This is a genomic window from Jiangella muralis, assembly GCF_001270745.1.
In the GTDB taxonomy this organism is placed as follows: Bacteria; Actinomycetota; Actinomycetes; order Jiangellales; family Jiangellaceae; genus Jiangella; species Jiangella muralis.
Genome location: NZ_KQ434751.1, coordinates 585605 through 607305 on the forward strand (window position 1 = coordinate 585605; position 21701 = coordinate 607305).

Sequence of the window (21701 nt, forward strand, 5' to 3'; positions counted from 1 at the left end):
TGCTCACCGGTTCTGCGGGAAGGCCAGCTCCAGCCCACCGCCGGGCTTCGCAGCCGGGTCGTTCCAGCGCGTCGTGACGACCTTGCCGCGGGTGAAGAACTGAACGCCATCGGTGCCGTGCGCGTGCTGGTCGCCGAACAGCGACTGCTTCCAGCCGCCGAAGGAGTAGTAGGCCATCGGCACCGGAACCGGAACGTTGACACCGACCATGCCGACCTCGACGTCGCGCTCGAACGCCCGTGCCGCCGTCCCGCTGCTGGTGAAGAGCGCCACGCCGTTGCCGTACGGGTTGGCGTTGACCAGCCGCACCGCCTCGTCGTACGACCCGGCCCGGACGATGCTGAGGACGGGCCCGAAGATCTCCTCGGTGTAGATCTCCATGTCGGGCGTCACGTGATCGAACAGTGTGGGGCCGAGCCAGAAGCCGCTGGAGTCGCCGTCGACCTGCGGTGCGCGGCCGTCGACGACGAGCTCGGCGCCGGCCGCTTCGCCTGCGTCGACGAAGGACGCCACGCGGTCGCGATGCGCCCGGGTGACCAGCGGTCCCATGTCGGTGCCGCGCGTTCCGTCGCCGGTGCGCAGCGAGCGGGTGCGGTCGGCGATCCTGGCGACCAGCCCGTCGGCGATCGGCCCGACGGCGACGAGCACGCTGATGGCCATGCAGCGTTCGCCCGCGGAGCCGAAGCCCGCGCTGACCGCCTGGTCCGCGGCCACGTCCAGGTCGGCGTCCGGGAGCACCACCATGTGGTTCTTGGCCCCGCCGAGGGCCTGGACCCGCTTGCCGTAGCTGCTGGCCCGCTCGTAGACGTATCGGGCGATCGGCGTCGAGCCGACGAAGCTGATCGCTTTGACGGCCGGATGCTCCAGGAGGGCGTCGACCGCGACCTTGTCCCCCTGGAGGACCGTGAAGACACCGGCCGGGAGCCCGGCCTCCCGCCACAGCTCGGCGAGCCAGATCGACGCCGAGGGGTCCTTCTCGCTGGGCTTGAGCACGACGGCGTTGCCAGCGGCGATCGCGATCGGGAAGAACCACATCGGCACCATCGCCGGGAAGTTGAACGGGCTGATCACGCCCACCACCCCGAGCGGCTGACGCTTGGAGTGGACGTCGATGCCGGTCGAGACGCCTTCGGAATACGCCCCCTTGAGCAGGTGCGGGATCCCGCAGGCGAACTCGACCGCCTCCTGCCCGCGCGAGACCTCGCCCAGCGCGTCGGCCAGTATCTTGCCGTGCTCGCGGGTGATGATCGCCGCGAGCTCCTCCTTACGGGCGTCCAGTAGTTCCCGGAACCGGAACAGCACCCGCGACCGAGCCGTCAGCGAACTTCGGCCCCAGTCACGCGCGGCGAGCTCGGCAGCGGAGACGACGGCGTTCGCGGTCTCGACGTCGGCGTAGCGGACGCGGGCGCTCACCCGCCCGGTGGCGGGGTTGATCACGTCCTCGACGCGATCGGCATGGCCCACGTACGGCGTACCGGTCCAATGGGTGACAGTGGGTGCGGTCATGATCGCCAGCATGACGCTCGGGACGTCGCAGCGGGAGTGACGATCCGTATCGCAGCGCCAGGATCGTGTGACATCTCGTAACCTGGTCGCGTGACCCTCACGCTCCGTCGCGCGCTCGAGTCCCCCAGCCTGAAGGTGGGCTCGCCCGTGGTGCGCGCCGGTGCCGAGCACCTCGATCGACCGGTGCGGTGGGTGCACGTGAGCGAGGTGCGCGACCTCGGCGGGCTCCTGAGCGGTGGCGAGCTGATCCTGACCACCGGTCTCCCCCTGCGCGGGGACGCCGCCACGGCCGTCAGGTACATCCAGGACCTGGCCAGCGCCGGTGCGGTGGGGCTCGTGGTCGAGCTCGCCCCGGAGTTCGCGGCGATCCCCGCCGCCATCGTCGCGACCGCGGAACGAGTCGGCCTGCCGCTGGTCTCCGTCTCGCGGCAGGTGCGCTTCGTGGACATCACCGAGCAGATCCATCGCGCGATCGTGTCCGGCCAACTCGTTCAGCTGGAGTTCGGTCAAGAGGTCCACGAGACGTTCACCCGGCTCAGCCTGGAGGCCGCCAGCACGACCAGATCATCGCCGCCGCCTGCGACCTGTGCGCCACCTCGGTGGTCCTGGAGGATCTGGGGCGCTCGGTGGTCACGTTCCGAGCCCGCGGACGCAAGCCCGCGGCGCTGCTGGCGAACTGGGCGAATCGATCCAGAGCCGCCACGGTGCTCGAGCGCACGAGCCGGTCCGGGCCGGAGGGCTGGCTGACGACACCGGTCGGCACGGCCGGCAGACGGTGGGCGCGGCTCGCCCTCCCGCACGCCGACCCGGCCGACGAGGAGCGCCACGCCATGGTCCTGGAGCGGGCCGCCGCGGCGCTGGAGTTGGCCCGCATGGCAGAGCGGGACCAACTGGCGCTCGAGCTCCAGGCGCAGGGAGGGTTTCTCGCCGAGATCGCGGCCGAACGCCTCACCCGGGCCGACGCCGCCGTCCGCGCGCAATCCCTCGGCCTGCCGAGCGCGCCTGCGTACGTCGCCGCCGTTGCCCAGCCCGGCGATCAGCACGTCAGGGACCTCGTCGAACGGCTGGCGGCACGCGTCCGCTCCGCTCGCCTCGACGCCCTGATCGGGCCGCTCAACGAGCGGCAGGTGGGCCTGATCCTGGCCCAGCCCTCGACGCGGCGACCGGCGCTGATCGATCGCCTGGTCGATGCCCTCGACGGCGCCGACGTCGTCCTGGGCGTCACCGACCCGGAGCCGGACATCGCCGGCGCCGGCGCCCAGCTCCGCCACGCGGCACAGGTCGCCGAGGCGGCGTCGAGCATGTCGTCACTGGTGCGGCTGCCGTACTACCGCAGCTCCGACGTCCGGCTGGCGGGACTGCTCGCCCTCCTGCACGACGATCCCCGGCTGCAGGGATTCGTCGAGTCCGAGCTGGGCGGGTTGCTGGCCCACGACGCCGAGCACGACGACGGACTCGTCGACGTTCTCCGCGAGTACGTCAACCTGGGAGGCAGCAAGACCCGCCTGTCCGAGCGCATCCATCTGAGCCGGCCGGCCGTCTACAAGAAGCTCGCCCGCATCGCCCGGATCACCGGGTTCGACCTGGACCGACCCGAGTCGCTGCTCTCCATCGGCGTCGCCGTCACGGCCTACGATCTGCACCATCGACTGACCCGCGCGAACTGACGCCGCCGGCGCGGGCCGGGTGCCAGGCCGGCAGACGCGCCTCGTCCCGGGGGAACAGCCGGTGGTCCTTGAGCATCAGCGCGTCGTCGGCGTCGCCGCCGGCGCCGGGATCGTCGTCGTCGACCATGCCGCCCAGGGGCGGGTTGTCGTAGTCGTAGGTGGCTCTTACGACCTTGCTGTCGGCGTCGACGGTGAACGTGGCGTTCCACCAGGTGCCCACGCCCGGCGCGTACATCGCCTTGCGCAGCGCCCGGGCGGCGTGGTTGGCGTCGTCCGGGGGTTCGAGATCCACGGTGCCGCCGTCGGGCATCCCGGCCTCGAAGCCGCTCTCGATCAGGTCGCCGGCGGCGGTGACGTCCAGCGTCAGCGTCGTCCAGCCGCCCGGCACCCCTTCGGCAGCGATCATGGCCGCTCCCACCGCCTGCTCCAGCGGCTGATCGGGGATGCTCACGAGGTCTCCTCCGGCGGGTCGTTGTAGAGCGTCACCTTACGGCTCTTCTCGCCCTCGATCGTGTAGTAGACGCTGATCCAGAGCGGCCGCCGGGAGTCCTCCTCGAACGCCAGCTTCAGCGTCAGGTCGACGGGCTTGCCGCGGCGCACGGCGCGGTCCCAGCGGCGTTCCAGCGCCGCGAACTCCTCCCGGTTCAGCGTCCGGGTCATCGGGACGAGATTGAGCTTGTCCCCGATGCCGCCGAGCATCCTGGCGATCAGGTGACCGGCATCGTCACCCTCGAGCTTCCCCGTCAGCGTCCGCTGCGCGTACGTGTTCCGCCTCCCGGGTGCCGAGCCCGTCAGTGTCGCCTCGGCGACGACCACCCGGGCCTGCTCGTCGGTGGTGTACACGACCGACCGGTCGTCGAGGACGATGACGTGGCCGGCCGGCGGGTTCCGCCGGATCGGCGCGTCGGCCCGGCTGGTGCCCGAGATGTGGATGACGGGCCGACGAGGCAGCTGCTCCAGCTCGTCGATCGCCCCCGACAGGACCGAGCCGAGCTCGTCACCGAGGCCGCGGACGTCGGCGAGCATGCCGCGCACGATCGGATCGAGCTCGGCCGCCGTGCCCTGCGCGGGCGTTCGCCGCGCGGCCCGCTCGACCAGGCGGCGCAGGTTCTCCGCGTCGCCGGTCAGGATGTCGATCACGCTGTCGACCTCGCGAGGAACGGCGTCGTCGCGCACCTGCCGCAGCCCGTCCGCGCCGTCCCGGATGGGCCGATCACTCACGCGACCACCACCCCTGCTCGGTCGCCTCAGGATCTCACGACGAGCGCGACGCGGCGTCGAGGCGGCGCTGGCCCCAACCCTTGACAGGCGTTCCAGCGGGCACGATCCTGTTCGAACTCTTGGAACTGTAGGTTCCAGCTGGTGGAACGCACTAGCTTGTGCCGCACGACCGCCAGGACCGTCAGCGATCTTCCGACAAGGAGCGCAGATGATCATGAGAGGCCGCCGACCACGCCGCCACTACCTCCTCCCGATGCTCGCGGCGGGCGCCACCGTCGCCGCCGCCCTCGGCGCGGCGACACCCGCGGGAGCTGAGGACTCCGCCGCTGGAACCGCCGCCGATGACCCCGCGATGCGCGTCGTCGACGCCTGGGACATGACCGGGGAGCACACCTTCCCGGACCTTGGCGGCGGCGTGCTGCCGGCGTTCCGCCCGGCCCTCGCTGAAGCGCCCAACGGCGACCTTCTGGTCGGCTTCAACACCACCACGGACGCCCACCCGGGCGGCCAGCTCCGGCTGATCCGGTCCACCGACGACGGCCGCACCTGGGGTGCGTCGGAAGTGATCGCCGAGCCGACCATGTTCCCGGGTGGCAGCATCCACCTGCAGCGCGGCATGACCACGCTGCGGGACGGGACCATCCTGCTGCCGTACAACGATGGCGTGAACCATGTGCCGTACAACGACCGGGAGGCGGCCCTGTTCGTCGCTCGCTCCACCGACAACGGGCATGCCTGGGCCGGCACCGACGAGCCGGTCGACCTGCCGGTCGAGTTCCGGGAGGCATGGGGCGGTGGCGGGCGCATCCTGGAACTCGACGACGGCACCCTGGTACAGACCATCTGGGGCATCCGCGAGCTGCCGGAGGACTGGGAGACCGACCCGAACCCGTACGAGTCCGGCGTGCTGCTCTCCTTCGACGGCGGCAAGACCTGGCCGGAGTATCACCGCATTCTGCGGGACGAGCACTCGCCGGCCTACCAGTTCGGCGGCGGCGAGCTGTTCCCCGGCGGGGCCAACGAGACGACCCTGGAGGTGCTGCCGGACGGCACCATCGTGGCCTTCGTCCGGTTCGACATCAGCGTCGGCGGGACGTCGGGCCAGTTCTACGTCTCCCGCTCCACTGACGGCGGCCGGACCTGGAGCACACCGCTGGCCAGTGGCCTCGGCGGTTCGACCCTGTCCGCCACGATGGCCCCCTGCAGCGACTACCTCGGCGACGGCCAGTCCAAACTGATGCTGGGCTACCGCGGCCCGGGCAGCCGGGCGGCAGTGAGCGTGTCCTTCGACGGTGGCAGCTCGTTCCAGGGCCAGGTCTTCCTCCGCGATCCCCGCAACCAGGCCAGCTTCACCTCGGCCGAGCCCGACTATCACCGGCTCGACGACGGCCGGGTGCTGACCGTCTTCCAGATCCAGTCCGGCGGCGGGCCGTACCGGCTGGCGGCGAACGTACTGGAGGACGCCCCGGACGCGGCCGCCTGCCAGGCGCAGGCGGATGCTGCGGCGACACGGGCGACGGCGCAGCCGAGCTTCGTGGTGGAGCGATCCGACCGCGACGACTGGTTCCTGCCGATGTCGCACGCCCGAGTCAGCTACGCGGCCACCACCACCGTCGGCAACGTGCTCGCGGCGCAGGCCAGCCGCCTGGTCTGCCACCCGGGTGACTCGCTCACGTTGCGGACACCGGGCGGGCAGCCGCTCGATCCGGCCGCGACGCTGGCCGAGGCGGGCGTGGTCAACGGATCTGTCGTGCAACTGGCCGGCACCTCCAGCTCCAGCGGTTTCTACCGGATCGGCTACACCGAGCTGGACATCGCGCCGGAAGACCGGTCGGTGGCCAACTGGGACCGCGCCTGCGCGCCCGGCCGGATGGCCTTCGACTACCGGCGGCGCAGCCTCGGCCTCGAGGTCACCCCGCCGGCCGGCCAGGCCGTCACCGCCGTCGAGTTGACCGACGAGGACACCGCGACCCGCCTGACCGCGGCCAGCTACCGGGTGCTCAGCAGCCCGGACAACGAGCACTACACCGAGGTCGACGGCTGGTCCTTCTCCTCCCACGTGGAGGGCGGCCGGCTGGTGCACCGGTTCGACGGGTTCGCCGTCACCGACCGGTACCTCAAGATCGCTCAGGACAGGGGTGACGGGTCGTTCAGCTTCGTGCTCGGCGATCCGCGGGCCGACATCGGCGTCGAGTTCGCTCCGGTTCCGTGCACGACGACGGTGACCGGCGAGCACCCAGGGCCGCTCGCCGCCGGAGCCGGCGTGACCTGCATCGACCAGGCGAACGTTGGCGGTCCGGTGACCGTCGGCGACGGCGGCCAGCTGGTGGTCGGCGGGTCGGTGATCGATGGACCGATCCGGGCAGCTGGAGCGGCTGCAGTACTGATCTGCGGCACCGAGGTGGATGGGCCGATAGCCATCTCCGGCACCACCGGAGCCACCGTCGTCGGGGATCCGGGCAACGGGTGTGCGGGCAACGAGGTGCATGGGCCGGTCGAGCTGAACCAGAACGCCGGGCCGGTCCGGATCGGCGCCAACACCGTCGACGGTCCGCTGAGCTGCGCCGGCAACGAGGTGCCGCCGGTCGACGGCGGTGCGGCCAACGAGACAGACGGGCCGAGGGCCGGCCAGTGCGGCAGCCTCTGACCGCCCGGCCCTGACCGCCGGCCCGATCCCCTGGGCTGGATCCAGCCGTTGTCCCGCGCCAGCCGTCAGGCCTCGGCGCGGGACTTCGGCGCCCACCTTGCGGATGATCGTCCGCTGGGAGCTTCCTGCCGGCTCAGCTCCCGTTGCCGGCCGCCGCGGACGTACCGCTGGCATCGTTGATCGTCATGGGACGTCCTCACCGGCCAGCGGCACGCCGCGGCGTTCGAGGTCGTCCAGGAGGTCCAGCCCTCTGCGGGCCCAGTCAATCTCCATCTGGGCCTTCGCCACCTCGCCTTCGAAGGCGAACTTGCGGAACGCGACGATCGCCTCGTGCTCGGCCTCGGGCCGCAGGCTGAGCCGCTGGCGCAGCAGCGAGACGCGGCGGGCGTCGAGGTCGTCGAGCATGTGCTGCCAGCCCTGCAGCGCCCGCGTGTAGTGGCCGACGTGCTCGTGCAGCTGGCGCCGAGCGGCGTCGTAGGTGGACTGCTCGAAGTGGGCGGCCTTGAGGCGGTACGGGTCACGCTCGGACTGGTACGGGATGAGCTCACCGGACCATCGGCGCAGCTCGGCCACACCGGCGTCGGTGATCGAGTAGACCCGCTTCTGCGCCCGGTCACCACGCGGAACGACGTCGCCGGCGACCAGGCCGTCGTTCTCCATGCGCCGCAGCTCCGGATAGATCTGGCTGTGCGGCGCGCTCCAGACGTAGGCGATGCTGCCGTCGAAGTACTTGATCAGCTCATACCCGGTCATGGGCTGGGCGGTCAGGGTGGCGAGCAATGCGTGGCGCAGCGACATGGGGAGTCCCTATATCAGCAAACCGATGAATATCCGCAACAGTACCGAAGGACTCATGTCGCCTCGCGTAGCAGCGCGCGGACCCGGTCGGCGGTGAGTGGCAGGGTGGTCACCTGCGGGCCGGTCGCGCCCAGCGCGTCGGCGACGGCGTTCGCCACCGCGGCCGGCGTCCCGACCATGCCGGACTCCCCCGCGCCCTTGGCACCCAGTGGGTTGCCCGGTGCGGGGTGCTCGAGGACGATCACCTCGATGTCGGGCAGCTCACCGGCCGACGGAAGGCGGTAGTCGCCGAGCGTCGTCGCCATCGGCTGTGCTCGCTCGTCGTAGCTGAGCTCCTCCAGCAGCGCGGCGCCGATACCCTGACTCGCCGCGCCGGCCAGCTGGCCGCGGACCAGGGCCGGGTTCACCGCGCGGCCGACGTCGTGGACGACGACGTGGCGCACGACGCGCACCCTCCCGGTGTCCCGCTCGACCTCCACCACGCTGAGCGCGGCGCCGAACGAGAACGTCGGGTGCGGCTTGTCGAAGCGTCCACGCCCCTCCCCCACGTCCTGGACGGGGCACGACGCGCCGCCCGGGCCGTGGACGTGGCCGTCGCGGAACTCCACGTCGTCCGGCTCGGCCCCCAGCAGCTTCGCGGCCTTGGTTCGCAGGTCGCGGGCGGCCAGCAGCACCGCGTTGCCGGCGACGGGGGTCGACCGGCTGGCGAACGCCCCGAAGCCCATCGGGACCGCGTCGGTGTCGTGGTGGTCGACGCGCAGGCGGTCCATCGGCACACCGAGCTCGTCGCCGGCGATCTGCGCCAGCACCGTCTCGACCCCCTGGCCCAGCGAGGCGACCCCGACGTGGACGACGAAGCTCCCGTCCGCGGCCGGCGCGATCCGCGCGTCCTCGAACGGACCCATCGCGCCCACCTCGACGTAGGTGGCGACGCCGACGCCGACACTGATGGTGTCGCCGGACCTGGTCGCCGCCTCGCGGCGGAGCTCGTCGTAGCCCGCCCGCTCGAGCAGGGTCTCGAAGGACGAGCAGAAGGCGCCGCTCTGGTAGCTGATCGGCGGGACCGGCGCCGAGCCGGCGCCGAGCGACCAGGTGAACGGCAGGTCGTCGTCGCGGATGAGGTTGCGCCGGCGCAGCTCGGCCGGGTCGAGCCCCAGCCGGCCGGCCAGCACGTCCAGCAGCCGCTCACGGACGAACGCCGCCTCCGTCATGCCCGGCCCGCGGTAGGTGCCGACCGGCGTGCGGTTGGTCAGCACGCCAGTGGTCTCCAGCGCGAACGCCTCCCACCGGTACGGCCCGGGAAGGTGCAGCGCCGGCAGCAGCTCCGGCAGGGTGCCCTGCGACCTCGCGTACGCACCCTGGTCGCACCAGGCGCGGTCGCGGAAGGCGAGCAGCCGGCCGTCCGCCGTCGCGGCGATCTCGAGCTCGTGCTCCTGCTCGCGGGCGTGGTTGGTGGCGACGAAGTGCTCGGTGCGGTCCTCGATCCACTTGACCGGACGACGCAGCCGCAGCGCCAGGAACGCCACGAGGTAGTCCTCCGGATAGGCCTCGCCGCGCACGCCGAATCCGCCGCCGACGTTCACCTCCACGATCCTGATGTCGGCCGGTTCCATCGACAGCATCTCGCCGAGCGCCGCGCGAACGGCGTGCTTCACCTTCGCACCGCCCCAGAGGGTGAGCCGGCCGGTCGCCGGGTCGACCTCCGCGATGGCGCCGCGCGTCTCCATCGGGACGGCGGTGTGCCGGTGCATCCGCAGTCGCTCGCGGACGACGACGTCGGCCCGGGCGAAGGCGGCGTCGACGTCGCCGTGGTGCAGCGGATAGCTGCTGACGATGTTGTCGCCGAGGTCGGGGTGCAGGACCGGCATGCCGGGGTCGGCCGCGGTGGCGACCTCCGCGACGACGTCGAGGTCGTCCAGGTCGACGTCGACCAGCTCGGCGGCGTCCTCGGCGACGTAGGCGTCGGTGGCGACGACGACGGCGATCGGCTCGCCCACGTACCGGACGACGCCCCGGGCCAGCGGCGGCTGGAGGACCCGTCTGGCCCGGGGCGTGTCGGCGAGCGGCAGCCGGATGGGGATGCGCACGTCGGGGAGGTCATCGGCGGTGATGACCGCCAGCACGCCGGGCACCGCCTCCGCGTCGGCGGTGTCGATGCCGACGATCCGTGCGTGCGCCACCTGGCTGCGCACGATCCTGGCGTGCACCTCGCCGTCACGGTGAACATCGGCGACATACCGTGCCGCGCCGGTGAGCAGCGGGAGGTCGGCGAGCCGCTCGACGTCGGCGCCGACGAGTCCGCGGACTCGGGTCATGGGTGGTCCTCCCTCAGCCGCCGCAGCGTCCGCCCGACCAGGACGGCGACCAGCTCGCGCCGGAACGTCGCGCTCGCGTGCGGGCCGTCGACGGGGTCGCAGCCCGCGGCCGCCGCGCGAGCGGCGGCGTCGATCGCCTGCTCGGTCAGCGCCGAGCCCATCAGTTCGTCCTCGGCCTCGCCCGCGCGCAGCGGGAGCGCTCCGACACAGCCCAGGACGATGCGTGCGTGCCGCACCCGGCCGCCGTCGTCCAAAGCGACGGCCACGGCAACGGCGACGAACGCGAAGTCGCCCGCCCGCGGGCTGAACTCGGCGAACGCACTGCGCAGGCCCGCCGGCGGTGCCGGGAACCGGCCGTCGACGACGATCTCGGCCGGCTCCAGCACCGTCATGAACGGGCCGACGAAGAACTCCGCGGCCGGTATCACCCGGTCCCCGCCGGTGGAGCGCACCGTGAACGACGCGTCCAGGGCGGTGGCCGCCACCGGCAGCTCGGCGGCGGGATCGGCGTGGGCCAGGCTGCCGGCGAACGTTCCGCGGATGCGGATCGGGTGGTGGCCGATGAGCCCGGCGGCCTCGCGCAGGACCTGCCACGGCCCGGTCAGGACGGCCGACCGCTCCAGCTCGTGGTGGCGGACCAGCCCGCCGACGACGAGCCCGGTGTCGTCGGAGCGCATGGTGTCCAGCCCGGGCAGGCGGCCGATGTCGATCAGGTGGGTCGGCCGCGCGAGGCGGTAGGCCAGCAGCGGGACGAGGCTCTGCCCGCCGGCGAGCACCTTGGCGTCCTCGCCGGCTTCGTCCAGCAGCGTCAGCGCGTGCTCGAGCGACTCCGCCCGGGCGTAGGCGAACGGCGGCGGCTTCACGCCACGTCTCCGGCCAGCTCGCGCTGCGCGGCGAGGACCGCCTGCACGATCGGCCCGCCGCCGGTGCAGCGGCACAGGTTGGACGTCAGGACCTCCCGGACGCGCTCGGGCGGCGCCTCGGGCTCCGCTCGCAGCAGGCCCAGCGCGAGCATGAGGAAACCGGGCGTGCAGAACCCGCACTGCAGGGCACCGTTCTCGTGGAAGGCGCGCTGCAGGACGTGCAGCTCGGGACCCTCGGCCATCCCCTCGACGGTCTCGACGTCGGCGCCCTCGGCCTGCACGGCCAACGTCAGACAGGACCGGACCGGCCGGCCGTCCAGCAGCACCGTGCAAGCGCCGCAGACACCGTGTTCGCACCCCAGATGGGTGCCGGTGAGCCCGTCGTCGCGCAGCGCGTCGGCGAGCGTACGTCGGGCCGGCACCCGCATCGCCGTCGGCCGGCCGTTGACGACGACGTCGACTGCCGCACTGTCGTCCTCCCCGATCCAGGTCATCGCCGCTCCTCTCAAGTATGTATCACCATACGTATCACGATAATCAGCCGTCAACGCAGTCCGACACGGCGAGGTCAGCCGGAGAGCTGATCGAAGGCGCCGGCGATCCGTTCGGTGCGCCACCCGGCGCCCAGCGCGAGCGACAGCAGGATCCGCGCCTTGAACGGGTCGAGCGCTCCGGCGGAGAGCAGCCCGCGGGACAGCAGGTCGCGCTCGGATCCGGGGAAGCCGTACGTCGCGCGATACCCCTCCCCGGCGCCACAGCGCGAGGCCAGCACCACCGGGATGCGCCGGGCCAGCCGGGTGATGTCGTCGACCAGGGCGCCGGGCACGTGACCGGCGCCGAACCCGGCGAGCACGACGCCACCGAACCCGAGGTCGGGCAGTTCCCGCAGAACCCGCCCGTCGTCGCCCAGCGCGACCGTCACGAGCGCGACCGGCGGCGGCTGGGTGCCCAGCGGTGCGCCGATCACGACCCGCGCGGCCGGCCGTAGTGGTATCCGGACCCGATCCTCGGCCACCCAGCCGATGGGCCCGGCACTCGGCGACGCGAACGCCGACGGCCGCGACGTGTGCAGCTTGCGGACGAACCGGGCCGCATGGATCTCGTCGTTCATGGTGACGACGACGCCCAGTCCGCGCGCCTCGTCGCCGGCCGCCACCCGGACGGCGGCGAGCAGGTTGGCCGGTCCGTCCGCGCCGGGCTGACCGGGACCGCGCAGGGCGCCGGTCACGACGACCGGCCGGTCCGCCCCACTCAGGAGGTCGAGCGCGAACGCCACCTCCTCGATCGTGTCGGTGCCCTGGGTGACGACGACGCCGTCACTGCCGGCCGCGACCAACTCGCGTATCCGGCCGGCGAGCGCGATCAGGTCGGTGAGCCGCAGGTGTGCGCCGGGCAGCCGGCGGAACTCCTCGGCCTCGATCGTCGCCACCGCCGCCAGCTCGGGCACCCCCGCCACGAGCGCCGCCGCATCCAGGGCCGGCACGACGCCACGCCCGTCCGCCCTGGTCGTCATGGCGATCGTGCCGCCGAGCGAGAGCACGTGCACCGTCCGAGTCATGCGTTCCTCCTCCGCCACGCCTTGACGATCGTAATCAACTGACGTTAGCGTTTACCTATCGTAATACATACTTCCGAACGAGGAGGGGACAGGACCGTGGTCTGCTGGCCGTTGCCCGTCATTCACGAAACCAGCGAGCGACAGGCGGGTTTCGTACCGCCCAACCTCAGCCCGCGCGGACTCGAGCTGATCCCGCAGGAACTCGCCGACGGCGTCTACGCCCTGATGGCGAACCGCGTGCCCAAGGACAACAACGGGCTCATCGTCGGCGACGACGCCGCGCTGGTGATCGACGCCGGCATCACGCCCGGTGTGGGTCACTACCTGCAGGCGGTAGTCGGCAAGCTCACCGACCGGCCGATCCGGTACCTGGCCAACACCACGTACCACGGCGACCACAGCTTCGGGAACGTCTCCTTCGGCAGCGACGTCACGATCGTGTCGTCGCGGCTGAACAAGGCCGCGATGACCACCATGGGGCTGGAGGAGGAGAAGCAGCTGCGCCTCAGCAGCCTCTACGGTGACCCGGACCTCGACGAGGTCGTGAGCTGGCGCGCGCCGGACCTGGTGTTCGACCGGTTCTGCGAGATCGACCTCGGCGGGCGCGTCGTCCACCTGTGGCACTTCGGGCCCGGCAACGGCTCCGGCGACACGATCGTCCACGTGCCCGACGCCAAGGTCGCCTGGGTCGGGAACTTCCTGCGCCACGCCGGCATCCCGCCCATGCTGCTGGCCGGCGATCCGGTCGGCTACGGGCGGTCCATCCGGTCGCTGAAGGCGACGCTGCGCGTCGACACGCTCGTCCCCGGCCACGGCCCGCTGACCGGGGCCGCTGACGGCATCGGCTGGCACCTCAGCTACCTGGACCGCCTCGCCACCGAGGTCTCGCGGCGCCGCGACGCCGGCGACACCGTCGAGACCCTGCTGGCCGAGTACACCCTGGACGACCCCCTGCACCTGTCCGAGGTCGTGCCGTCGGCCGGCCCCGAGGAGGCCGACCGCTTCGACGCCCTGGTCCGGTCGAACCACGAGCTCAACGTCCTGCTGGCGTACCGGTGGCTGGGGTCGACCTCCAGCACGTGGGCCGCCTGACCGGACGCCGAGAAGCCCGAGAACGAACGGAGCGCTCATGGAGATCGCGAACACGTTCACCGTGCCGGTTCCGGTGGAGGAGGCCTGGCGAGTGTTGCTCGACGTGGAGCGGGTGGCGCCGTGCATGCCGGGCGCCACGCTCGACTCCGTCGACGGCGACGAGTTCACCGGCAGGGTCAAGGCCAAGGTCGGCCCGGTGAGCCTCTCGTACAAGGGGCGGGCCCGCTTCGAGTCCGTCGACGAGCAGTCGCGCACCGCCGTCATCGCCGCTCGCGGCAAGGACTCGCACGGCAACGGCACGGCGGCCGCGACCGTCACCATGCACCTGGTCGACGACGGACCCGCGGCGCGCGTCGAACTGCTCACCGAGCTCGACATCACCGGACGGCCGGCCCAGCTCGGACGCGGCGTCATGACCGACGTCGCGAACGCGATCATCGGCCAGTTCGCGAAGGCGCTGGCGCGGCAGCTGGCGGCCACCCCGCCGGCGTCGCCCGGCGATGGTCGGCCCGCCGGCGGTCACCCCGCCGCCGGCGGGCAGCCGGACGGCGAGCCGGCACCCGCGCGAGCGGCCACCCACGCACCCGCCAGAGTGCGCGACGACGCGGTCCCCGACGCCATCGACGTCCTCGGGATCACCAGCCGCTCGGTGCTGCGGCGCCTGGGCGCGGCCGTGTCCCGCTTCGTCCGCCGGCTGTTCCGGCGCACCTGAACCCACCGTCGTCCGTAAGGAGCTCACACCGTGGCGAGCGGTACCACGATCACCGACGTGACCACCACCTTCCTGTCCATCCCCCTGGAGCGGCCCCTGGTCACGGCGGCCTTCCCGATCCCGGCCATCGACACCGCGCTGGTCCAGGTGCGCACGGCCGACGGCCATGAGGGCGTCGCCTGGAGCTTCGCCTTCGGGCGTGGCCGCGTCGCGAGCCTGGTCCGCCTCATCGAGGACCTCGGCGAGCTGGCCGTCGGCGCGGATGCCGTGGCCACCGAGGCTCTCTGGGCGCGCCTGTCCAAGGCGGTGGAGTTCATCGGCCGGCGCGGTCTCGCCGCGGCGGCGATCTCCACCATCGACACCGCCTGCTGGGACATCACCGGTCAGGCCGCGGGCCTGCCGGCACACCGGCTGCTCGGCGGGTTCCGCGACCGGGTCGAGACGTACGCCAGCCAGGGCCTGTGGCTGGACCGCAGCCGCGACGAGCTCGCCGCCGAGGCGCAGGCGCTGGTCGGCCAGGGCTTCCGCGCGGTCAAGATGCGCGCCGGGCTGCCCGACCCGGCCGAGGACCTCGCCCGGGTGCGGGTGGTCCGGGAGGCGATCGGCCCCGACGTCGCCCTGATGGTCGACGCGAACCAGGCATGGGACCTCAAGCAGACCCTCCGCATGGCCCGCGACCTGGCCGAGTACGACCTCTTCTGGCTGGAGGAACCGATGCCGCACGGCCGGGTGGACGACTACGCGGCCGCGACGCGGGCCATCGAGATGCCGCTGTGCACCGGCGAGTCGAACTACCTGTCCGACGAGCTGCTCGTCCTCGCCCAGCAACGGGCGGCGGACTACGTCATGCCCGACCTCATGCGGATGGGCGGGGTGACGGAGTGGATGAAGGCGGCCCGGGTCTGCGAGGTGTTCGGGCTCCAGGTCACGCCGCACCTGTTCATGGAGCACTCCGCGCACCTGGCCGGCGCGGCGCGCAACGTGGTGTGGCAGGAGTACCAGCCCTGGTGGCAGCCGATCCTCGAGACGCCCACGCGCGTGGTCGACGGGTGCATCCCGCTCGGCGACGAGCCCGGCTTCGGCCTGCGGCTGTCCGCGTCCGCCGTCGCCGAGTACCGGCTCTGACCTCGGCCTCCTCGATGAAGGGAACCCGTTCGTGCCCACCGTCGACCTGCTGATCTCCGGCGGCACCGTCGTCACGTCGTCCGGCCGTCGGCGCGCCGACGTCGCCGTGCGGGACGGGCGCATCGTCGCCGTGGGCCGGCTGGAGGCCGACGCCACCCGGCTCGTCGACGCCGGTGGCCTGCTCGTCCTGCCCGGCGGCGTCGACAGCCACGTGCACCTCATGGACCCCGGGAGCACGGAGCGGGAGGACTTCCCCACCGGCACCCGCGCCGCCGCGGCCGCCGGCGTCACGACGATCGTCGAGCACTCCCACGGCGCGCCGGTGCGCACCGTGGCCGAGCTGGACGCCAAGGTCTCCTATCTGACCGGCCGGTCCAACGTCGACTTCGCCCTGGCCGCGCACGCGTGGCCGGCCGAGCCTGGCAAGGTGGCCGGCGCCGTCGCCGACCTGTGGCGGGCCGGGGTCGGTTTCTTCAAGGTGTTCACCTGCACCACCCACGGCATCCCGGGCCACGGCGGCGCCGCGTTGCGCCGGCATCTGCGGGCCACCGCCGACGTCGGCGCGGTCAGCCTGGTCCACTGCGAGGACGAGTCGCTGACCGAGGACGCCGAGGCGCTGCTGCGTGCCGACGGGCGGGACGACGGCGGCCTGCTCCCGGAGTGGCGCGACCGCGACGCCGAGGTGGTCGCCGCCACCGTGACGGCCGTGCTGGCGCGACGCAGCGGTGCCCGGGTCACCGTCGCGCACGTCAGCCATCCTGAGGTGGCCGAGTACCTCGCCGCCGAGCGCCGCCGCGGGGCGCGGATCTGGGCGGAGACCTGCCCGCAGTACCTCCTGCTGCGGGAGGACGAGGTCGTCGAGCACGGGAACTTCCGCAAGTTCACCCCGCCCGCCCGCGCCCGCAGCGACGCCGACGAGGCCGCGCAGTGGCGGCTCCTGCGCGAGGGCGTCCTGACCCATGTCTCCTCCGACCACGCGCCGGCGACCCGGGAACAGAAGACCGGGAGCATCTGGGACGTCCACTTCGGCCTCCCCGGCATCGACACCACCTTGCCGGCCCTGCTGGACGCGGTCGCCCGCCAGCACCTCGCCTACGAGGACGTGGCCCGGCTCTACGCCGAGGCGCCCGCCCGGGTGTACGGGCTGTGGCCGCGCAAGGGCGGCATCGCGCCCGGCTTCGACGCCGACCTCGCCTTGGTCGACCCGGACGCCGAGTGGCAGCTGCGCGACGAGTCCGTGCTGTCCAAGGCCGGCTGGACGCCGTACCACGGCCGCCGGGTCACCGGCCGGGCGATCCGCACGTACCTGCGCGGACGGCTCGTCGCTCAGGACGGCAGGCCGGCCGATGACCGCGCCGGCCGGTTCGTCCCAGGCCCGGGCCGCGCGTGTCCCTGACCCGATGAGGCGGGGCGACGCCGGCCTTCATGAGCTCGCGATTCCTGTCTAGACCGGTATTCGTCGGGCGAAGCAGCCGGTGGTCGAGATGACCCGGAGCCGGCGGCACGAAGGCGCAGACGCGGTGGTCTCGCCTCCTGACTCCCTCGATCGGGGCTGTGTTCCGGAGCGACAAGGCAGGAGACGAGGCCTTCACAGATACCGGACTAGTCCGGTATCGTCGCGCGGCAGCCGGCAGAAAGGTCCGACATGAGCGTCGTCCACCCGCGTGCGTCCTTGCGATCTCTCGCCACCCTTGCGGTGGTTCCCATCCTCGTCGTCACCGGTGTGACGGCGGCGGCTGTCACCGGGACACCGGCGCCACCAGGAGCGGTCCCCGCGCCGGACGCCGGACCGGCGCCGTTGTCGCTGCTGCAGCCGGCGCCGCGCTCCATCGAGCGCATCGGCGACGACCTGCGGGTGACGACCTTCGCCATCGACGCCGCGGCGGATGTCGCGGCATCGACCGTCGACGCGGTCCGCGAGCTGCTGACCGAGCAGGGACTGCGCGAGAACCCCCGGCCGAGGCCGGGACTGCTCACCGTCCATCTCCTCACGCCCACGGCCGCCGCGGCCGAGCCCGCGGTGGTCGAGCCGTACGGCTGGGAGGCGGCTGATGTCGCCGAGCTCGGCGCCGAGGAGTATCTGCTCGGTTCGCGGGCGCACCGGGGCCGCACGGCCTCGGTGGCGCTCGCCGGTGACGGCGCCGGGCTCTACTACGCGGCGCAGACGCTCGGACAGCTGGCCGGGCTGGAACCCGGCGTGCTGCCGTCCGTGCGCATCGAGGACGGTCCCGGTTTCGAGTTCCGCGGCGGACTGGAGTCGTTCTACGGACCGGACTGGTCGTGGCCGGCCCGCCGCGACCAGATCGACTTCCTGGCCGCGCTGAAGATGAACGTCTACTTCTACGGCCCCGCCAACGACCCGCGCACCACCGGCCGGGCCTGGCGCGAGCTCTACGAGCCGGGCCAGCTCGCCGAACTGGAACGGCTGGCCCAGTACGCCCGCGGACGGCACGTGGAGTTCATCTACCGCATCGGGCCCGCGGCTCCGATGCACGGTGGAACGGCGCCCGGCATCTGCCACTCTCGACAGTCCGACCGCGACGCGCTGCTGGCCCGGCTGGAGCAGCTGCGCGGCATCGGGATCACCCGGTTCGTCATCTCGTGGGACGACGTCACCGAGCAGTTCACCTGCCCGGAGGACACCGCCCGCTACGGCGACCTGGACCAGCCGGTGGCCCGCGCCCAGGCGGACGTGCTCACCGACCTGGACGAACGGTTCTTCTCCCGGCACGAGGAGCTCGGCACCCCGATCACGATCCCGTCCCTGTACTGGACCAACGAATCCACGCCGTATCGCAGCGTCTTCGACGAGAACATCCCGGCCGACTGGCAGATCTACTGGACCGGCCCCGCGGTGATGTCACCGGAGATCGAGCCGATGGACGTGGCCCAGGTGCGGGCGGCCTTCCCCCGGCACGAGCTGATCATCTTCGACAACTACCCGGTCAACGACTACGACCGCGGCCGGCTGCACCTCGGGCCGGTCGTGGGCCGCTCCCCCGACCTGCCGGGAACCGTCCTGGGCATCTCGTGGAACCAGCTGAGCGAGCAGTACGCCTCCCAGGTGGCGCTGGCGACGGCGGCGGACTACGCCTGGAACCCGGCCGGCTATGACCCCGAACGCGCCTGGGACGCCGTGCTGACCCGGTTCGCCGGTGACCGCGCCGGCGACTTCGAGATCTTCGCCGACGCGCACCGCTACGACGGCTTCCACAGCGACCGGATGGGACCCGAACTCGGCCGCATCCTGGACACCTACCTGACGGCGTACCGGTCCGGCGCGGACCTGGCCGGACCGGCGGCCCGGCTGCGCGAGCACGCCGCCGCGCTGGCCCGGTCCGGCTCGCTCACCGAAGCGCTGCCGGCCGACCTCGCCGCCGAGCTCGGGCCGTGGCTGGAGGCGACGTCCCTGGGCGGCCAGGCACTCCTGGACGCACTGGAGGTGCTGACGGCGCTCGCCGAAGGGCGCGACGCCGATGCCGCGGCCGCGCGCGACCGGATGGTCGGCCTGCGCGAACGTATGCAGGCGGTCCGCGCCGTCGACCCCAACGGCGACACCCGCGCCGTCCACGTCGCCATGGGCACGCTGCTGCCCTTCCTCCAGCGGGTGGAGTCGATCGCGGCCACCCCGGCCGGAGCCACCCTGAGTGCCCCCTACGGCGAGCGCGCGATCCGGGGCGGCGGCGTCAGCGAGGTCGCCATCGACGTGACGGCGCGGTCGGCCGGCAGCTACCGGGGCCGGCTCACCGTCATCGCGCCGGCCGGCTGGGTCGTGACACCGGCGAGCCAGGACGTCGAGATCGAGAGCAACGGCCGGCCGGTCACCCGGCGCGTCGAGGTGGAGGTGGCGGCGCCGGCCGGCGCGGACCCGGCGCACCTGCGGTTCGCGATCGACGGGGACGGCGACGACGCCGGCTTCGCCCTCGGCGTGTATCCCGCCGACGTCACGGACTCGGGCGACTACGCCGAGATCATCGCCGGTGACGAGCCGGACAGCTGGTGGCGGCTGGAGGAGGGCGACGGCACCGTGATCGAGGACAGCGTCGACGGCTCCGGCACCGGCAGCACCCGCGGCGAGGTCGCCCGGGGCAGCGCCGGGGCGGTCCCCGGATCGACCGGACTGGAGCTGAGCGGTGGGTACGGCGAGGTGCCGCTGGACCACGTGGGTTCGCCCACGGGTGAGCTGACGGTGGAAGCCTGGGTGCGCACCGACCGCGCTGCCAGCGGCGACGGCATCGGCGTGGTCGAGAAGTACGAAGGGCCGGCCTACAACGGGTTCCTGCTGCGCCTGGACGGTCTGAGCCGCCCGACGTTCGGGCTGCTCGACGCGCGGAGTGCCGCGATCGTCACCGGCCGCACCGCACTCGGCACGGGCGAATGGCACCACCTGGTCGGGACGTTCGATGGCACGACGATGATCGTCTATGCCGACGGCGTCGAGGTCGGGCGGCAGCAGACCAGTATCCGTCCCGGCCAGTCGGCGATCAGCGTCAAGCTCGGCGCCCGCGGCGACGACCGGGCCCGGCGGCTGCACGGAGGGCTGGACGAGGTGGCCCTCTACGACCGCGCGCTCAGCGCGACCGAGGTCGCCGCACACTTCCTCGCCGGCCGCTGATGCCGACCCGACTACGCTGGGGTCTCCGGGCCGCCATCAGCTGAACCAGCACCTTCGAGGAGACGCATGTCCGTTCGGACGTCAGCCGCGGCGAGCATCGCCGATGTCGTACCCGCCGTGGTGTCCGGACGATCAGCGCCCGACGCCGACTTCCAGCTCACGCCGTCGACGACGATCGTCGCGGCGGGCGCGGCGGAAGCGGCGGGGACGTACCTCGCGGAGGTGTTGCGCCCGGCGACCGGCTACCCGCTGCCGGTCGTGCCCCGCGAGTCGCCGGACGGAGGGATCGTGCTGGTGCTCGGTGGCGCCGACCCGCGGGTCGGCGCCGCCGGCTACCAGCTCGTGGTCGACCGGCGACGGGTCGTGTTGCGGGCGGCCACCGCGGCCGGGTTGTTCGCGGGTGTGCAGACGCTGCGTCAGCTGTTGCCGGCCACCGTGGAGTCCCGGCAGCAGCAACCGGGACCGTGGACCGTGTGCGGCGGCGAGATCCTCGACTACCCGAGGTTCGCCCACCGCGGCGCGATGCTCGACGTCGCCCGGCACTTCTTCACCGTCGAGGAGGTGAAGCGGCACATCGACCTGATCGCCCAGTACAAGATCAACGTGCTGCACCTGCACCTGACCGACGACCAGGGCTGGCGGCTCGAGATCACCAGCTGGCCGCGGCTGGCGACCCACGGCGGCGGCACGCAGGTCGGTGGTGGACCGGGCGGCTACTACACCCAGCGGGAGTACCAGGACCTCGTCGCCTACGCCGCCGCCCGGCACGTCACGATCATCCCGGAGATCGACATTCCGGGCCACAGCAACGCCGCGCTGTCCGCCTACGCCGAGCTGACCTGCGACGGCGAGGCGCCGCCGCCGTTCACCACGTCCGGCACCGCGGTCGGGTTCAGCTCACTGTGCGTCGACAACGACAGCACCTACCGCTTCGTCGACGACGTGCTGGAGGAGTTGTCCGCGCTGACCCCGGGAGGCCGGGTCCACATCGGCGCCGACGAGGCGGACGTCACCCCGCCCGAGGGCTACCGGAAGTTCGTCCACCGTGCGCTGGCCATCGCGGCGGGCCACGGCCTCGAGGTCACCGGCTGGCACGAGGTGCTGCGCGCCGACCCGCCGCCGGCCACGGTGGTCCAGTACTGGGGCACCAGCGGTGTCGACAACCTCGTCGCCGCCGCCACCGCCCGCGGCACGGAGATCGTGCTCTCCCCCGCCAGCCGGGCGTACCTGGACATGAAGTACCACCGCGGCATCCCGATCGGCTTCAAGTGGGCGGGGTTCATCGACGTCGACGAGGCGTACAACTGGGACCCGGGCAGCTTCCTGCGCGACGTACCGGAATCCGCCGTGCTCGGCGTCGAAGCTCCGCTGTGGTCGGAGACCCTGACCAGCCGCGACGATCTGGACTTCATGTCCTTCCCCCGGCTCCCGGCCATCGCCGAGCTGGGCTGGTCGCCACGGTCCACCCACGACCGTCAGGACTTCGCCCGCCGGCTCGCCCGCCACGGCGCTCGATGGACGGCACAAGGGGTGGCCTTCTATCCCTCGACCCAGATCCCCTGGCCGGCCTAACTGGTATTGC

At 72.6% G+C, this 21701-nt stretch carries 17 protein-coding genes; 9 read left to right on the forward strand and 8 right to left on the reverse strand.

Going from position 1 to position 21701, the window contains the following annotated elements:
• Positions 1–3: 3 nt before the first annotated feature.
• A complete protein-coding gene (locus tag ACW62_RS02635; RefSeq protein ID WP_157574304.1) occupies positions 4–1506 on the reverse strand; it encodes a CoA-acylating methylmalonate-semialdehyde dehydrogenase in 1503 nt (500 codons plus the stop codon).
• 90 nt (positions 1507–1596) lie between these two features.
• Between ACW62_RS02635 and ACW62_RS02640 the strand changes: the two genes are divergently transcribed.
• Both ACW62_RS02640 and ACW62_RS02645 read left to right on the forward strand, forming a co-directional pair.
• Positions 1597–2253 carry a PucR family transcriptional regulator ligand-binding domain-containing protein gene (locus ACW62_RS02640; RefSeq protein WP_053202492.1) on the forward strand — a complete coding sequence of 219 codons (657 nt, stop codon included), beginning with the start codon at positions 1597–1599 and terminating at the stop codon, positions 2251–2253.
• Entirely contained in the window at positions 2211–3173 is a 963-nt protein-coding gene (locus ACW62_RS02645) for a PucR family transcriptional regulator (RefSeq protein WP_053202493.1), read from the forward strand. Before ACW62_RS02640 ends, ACW62_RS02645 begins: the two co-directional genes overlap by 43 nt.
• Here ACW62_RS02645 and ACW62_RS02650 read toward each other — a convergent pair.
• Positions 3130–3624, reverse strand: coding sequence for a hypothetical protein (locus ACW62_RS02650; RefSeq protein ID WP_053202494.1), 495 nt, complete (start codon positions 3622–3624; stop codon positions 3130–3132). The two genes, ACW62_RS02645 and ACW62_RS02650, sit on opposite strands and share 44 nt — an antisense overlap.
• Positions 3621–4394 (reverse strand): DNA/RNA non-specific endonuclease, encoded by a 774-nt coding sequence (locus ACW62_RS02655; protein WP_053202495.1) that lies wholly within the window; start codon positions 4392–4394, stop codon positions 3621–3623. Before ACW62_RS02655 ends, ACW62_RS02650 begins: the two co-directional genes overlap by 4 nt.
• A 214-nt stretch (positions 4395–4608) precedes the next feature.
• Between ACW62_RS02655 and ACW62_RS02660 the strand changes: the two genes are divergently transcribed.
• A complete protein-coding gene (locus ACW62_RS02660; protein WP_157574306.1) occupies positions 4609–7041 on the forward strand; it encodes a hypothetical protein in 2433 nt (810 codons plus the stop codon).
• 183 nt (positions 7042–7224) lie between these two features.
• Here ACW62_RS02660 and ACW62_RS02665 read toward each other — a convergent pair whose 3' ends face one another.
• The 5 genes from ACW62_RS02665 to ACW62_RS02685 form a co-directional block, all read right to left on the reverse strand.
• Complete coding sequence (locus ACW62_RS02665; RefSeq protein WP_053202497.1) at positions 7225–7839, reverse strand: PadR family transcriptional regulator; 615 nt, start codon at positions 7837–7839, stop codon at positions 7225–7227.
• Between the two features lie 53 nt (positions 7840–7892).
• Positions 7893–10154 carry a xanthine dehydrogenase family protein molybdopterin-binding subunit gene (locus ACW62_RS02670; RefSeq protein WP_053202498.1) on the reverse strand — a complete coding sequence of 754 codons (2262 nt, stop codon included), beginning with the start codon at positions 10152–10154 and terminating at the stop codon, positions 7893–7895.
• A complete protein-coding gene (locus tag ACW62_RS02675; RefSeq protein WP_053202499.1) occupies positions 10151–11017 on the reverse strand; it encodes an FAD binding domain-containing protein in 867 nt (288 codons plus the stop codon). The genes ACW62_RS02670 and ACW62_RS02675 overlap by 4 nt, the downstream gene beginning before the upstream one ends.
• Positions 11014–11511 (reverse strand): (2Fe-2S)-binding protein, encoded by a 498-nt coding sequence (locus ACW62_RS02680; protein WP_053202500.1) that lies wholly within the window; start codon positions 11509–11511, stop codon positions 11014–11016. The genes ACW62_RS02675 and ACW62_RS02680 overlap by 4 nt, the downstream gene beginning before the upstream one ends.
• A gap of 74 nt (positions 11512–11585) precedes the next feature.
• Entirely contained in the window at positions 11586–12575 is a 990-nt protein-coding gene (locus tag ACW62_RS02685; RefSeq protein WP_053202604.1) for an asparaginase, read from the reverse strand.
• Positions 12576–12686: 111 nt separating this feature from the next.
• Here ACW62_RS02685 and ACW62_RS02690 point away from each other — a divergent pair, with 111 nt between their 5' ends.
• The 6 genes from ACW62_RS02690 to ACW62_RS02715 all read left to right on the forward strand — a co-directional run bounded on the left by ACW62_RS02690 (position 12687) and on the right by ACW62_RS02715 (position 21691).
• Complete coding sequence (locus tag ACW62_RS02690; RefSeq protein WP_205629088.1) at positions 12687–13667, forward strand: MBL fold metallo-hydrolase; 981 nt, start codon at positions 12687–12689, stop codon at positions 13665–13667.
• A gap of 37 nt (positions 13668–13704) precedes the next feature.
• Positions 13705–14379, forward strand: coding sequence for an SRPBCC family protein (locus ACW62_RS02695; RefSeq protein WP_053202502.1), 675 nt, complete (start codon positions 13705–13707; stop codon positions 14377–14379).
• A 57-nt stretch (positions 14380–14436) separates the two neighbouring features.
• Entirely contained in the window at positions 14437–15504 is a 1068-nt protein-coding gene (locus tag ACW62_RS02700) for a mandelate racemase/muconate lactonizing enzyme family protein (RefSeq protein WP_205629089.1), read from the forward strand.
• Positions 15505–15535: 31 nt separating this feature from the next.
• Entirely contained in the window at positions 15536–16900 is a 1365-nt protein-coding gene (locus ACW62_RS02705; protein WP_053202504.1) for a dihydroorotase, read from the forward strand.
• Positions 16901–17200: 300 nt separating this feature from the next.
• On the forward strand, positions 17201–20119 hold the full coding sequence (locus ACW62_RS02710) for a beta-N-acetylglucosaminidase domain-containing protein (protein WP_205629090.1): 2919 nt from the start codon (positions 17201–17203) through the stop codon (positions 20117–20119).
• A 66-nt stretch (positions 20120–20185) separates the two neighbouring features.
• Positions 20186–21691 (forward strand): family 20 glycosylhydrolase, encoded by a 1506-nt coding sequence (locus tag ACW62_RS02715; RefSeq protein WP_083459074.1) that lies wholly within the window; start codon positions 20186–20188, stop codon positions 21689–21691.
• The last annotated feature ends 10 nt before the right edge of the window (positions 21692–21701 follow it).

Bases quoted from the DNA above. Each gene is read 5' to 3' on its own strand.
- ACW62_RS02685 (WP_053202604.1), bottom strand. From the start codon at position 12,575: ATGACTCGGACGGTGCACGTGCTCTCGCTCGGCGGCACGATCGCCATG.
- ACW62_RS02715 (WP_083459074.1), top strand. From the start codon at position 20,186: ATGTCCGTTCGGACGTCAGCCGCGGCGAGCATCGCCGATGTCGTACCC.
- ACW62_RS02680 (WP_053202500.1), bottom strand. From the start codon at position 11,511: ATGACCTGGATCGGGGAGGACGACAGTGCGGCAGTCGACGTCGTCGTC.
- ACW62_RS02695 (WP_053202502.1), top strand. From the start codon at position 13,705: ATGGAGATCGCGAACACGTTCACCGTGCCGGTTCCGGTGGAGGAGGCC.
- ACW62_RS02635 (WP_157574304.1), bottom strand. From the start codon at position 1,506: ATGACCGCACCCACTGTCACCCATTGGACCGGTACGCCGTACGTGGGC.
- ACW62_RS02670 (WP_053202498.1), bottom strand. From the start codon at position 10,154: ATGACCCGAGTCCGCGGACTCGTCGGCGCCGACGTCGAGCGGCTCGCC.
- ACW62_RS02660 (WP_157574306.1), top strand. From the start codon at position 4,609: ATGAGAGGCCGCCGACCACGCCGCCACTACCTCCTCCCGATGCTCGCG.
- ACW62_RS02665 (WP_053202497.1), bottom strand. From the start codon at position 7,839: ATGTCGCTGCGCCACGCATTGCTCGCCACCCTGACCGCCCAGCCCATG.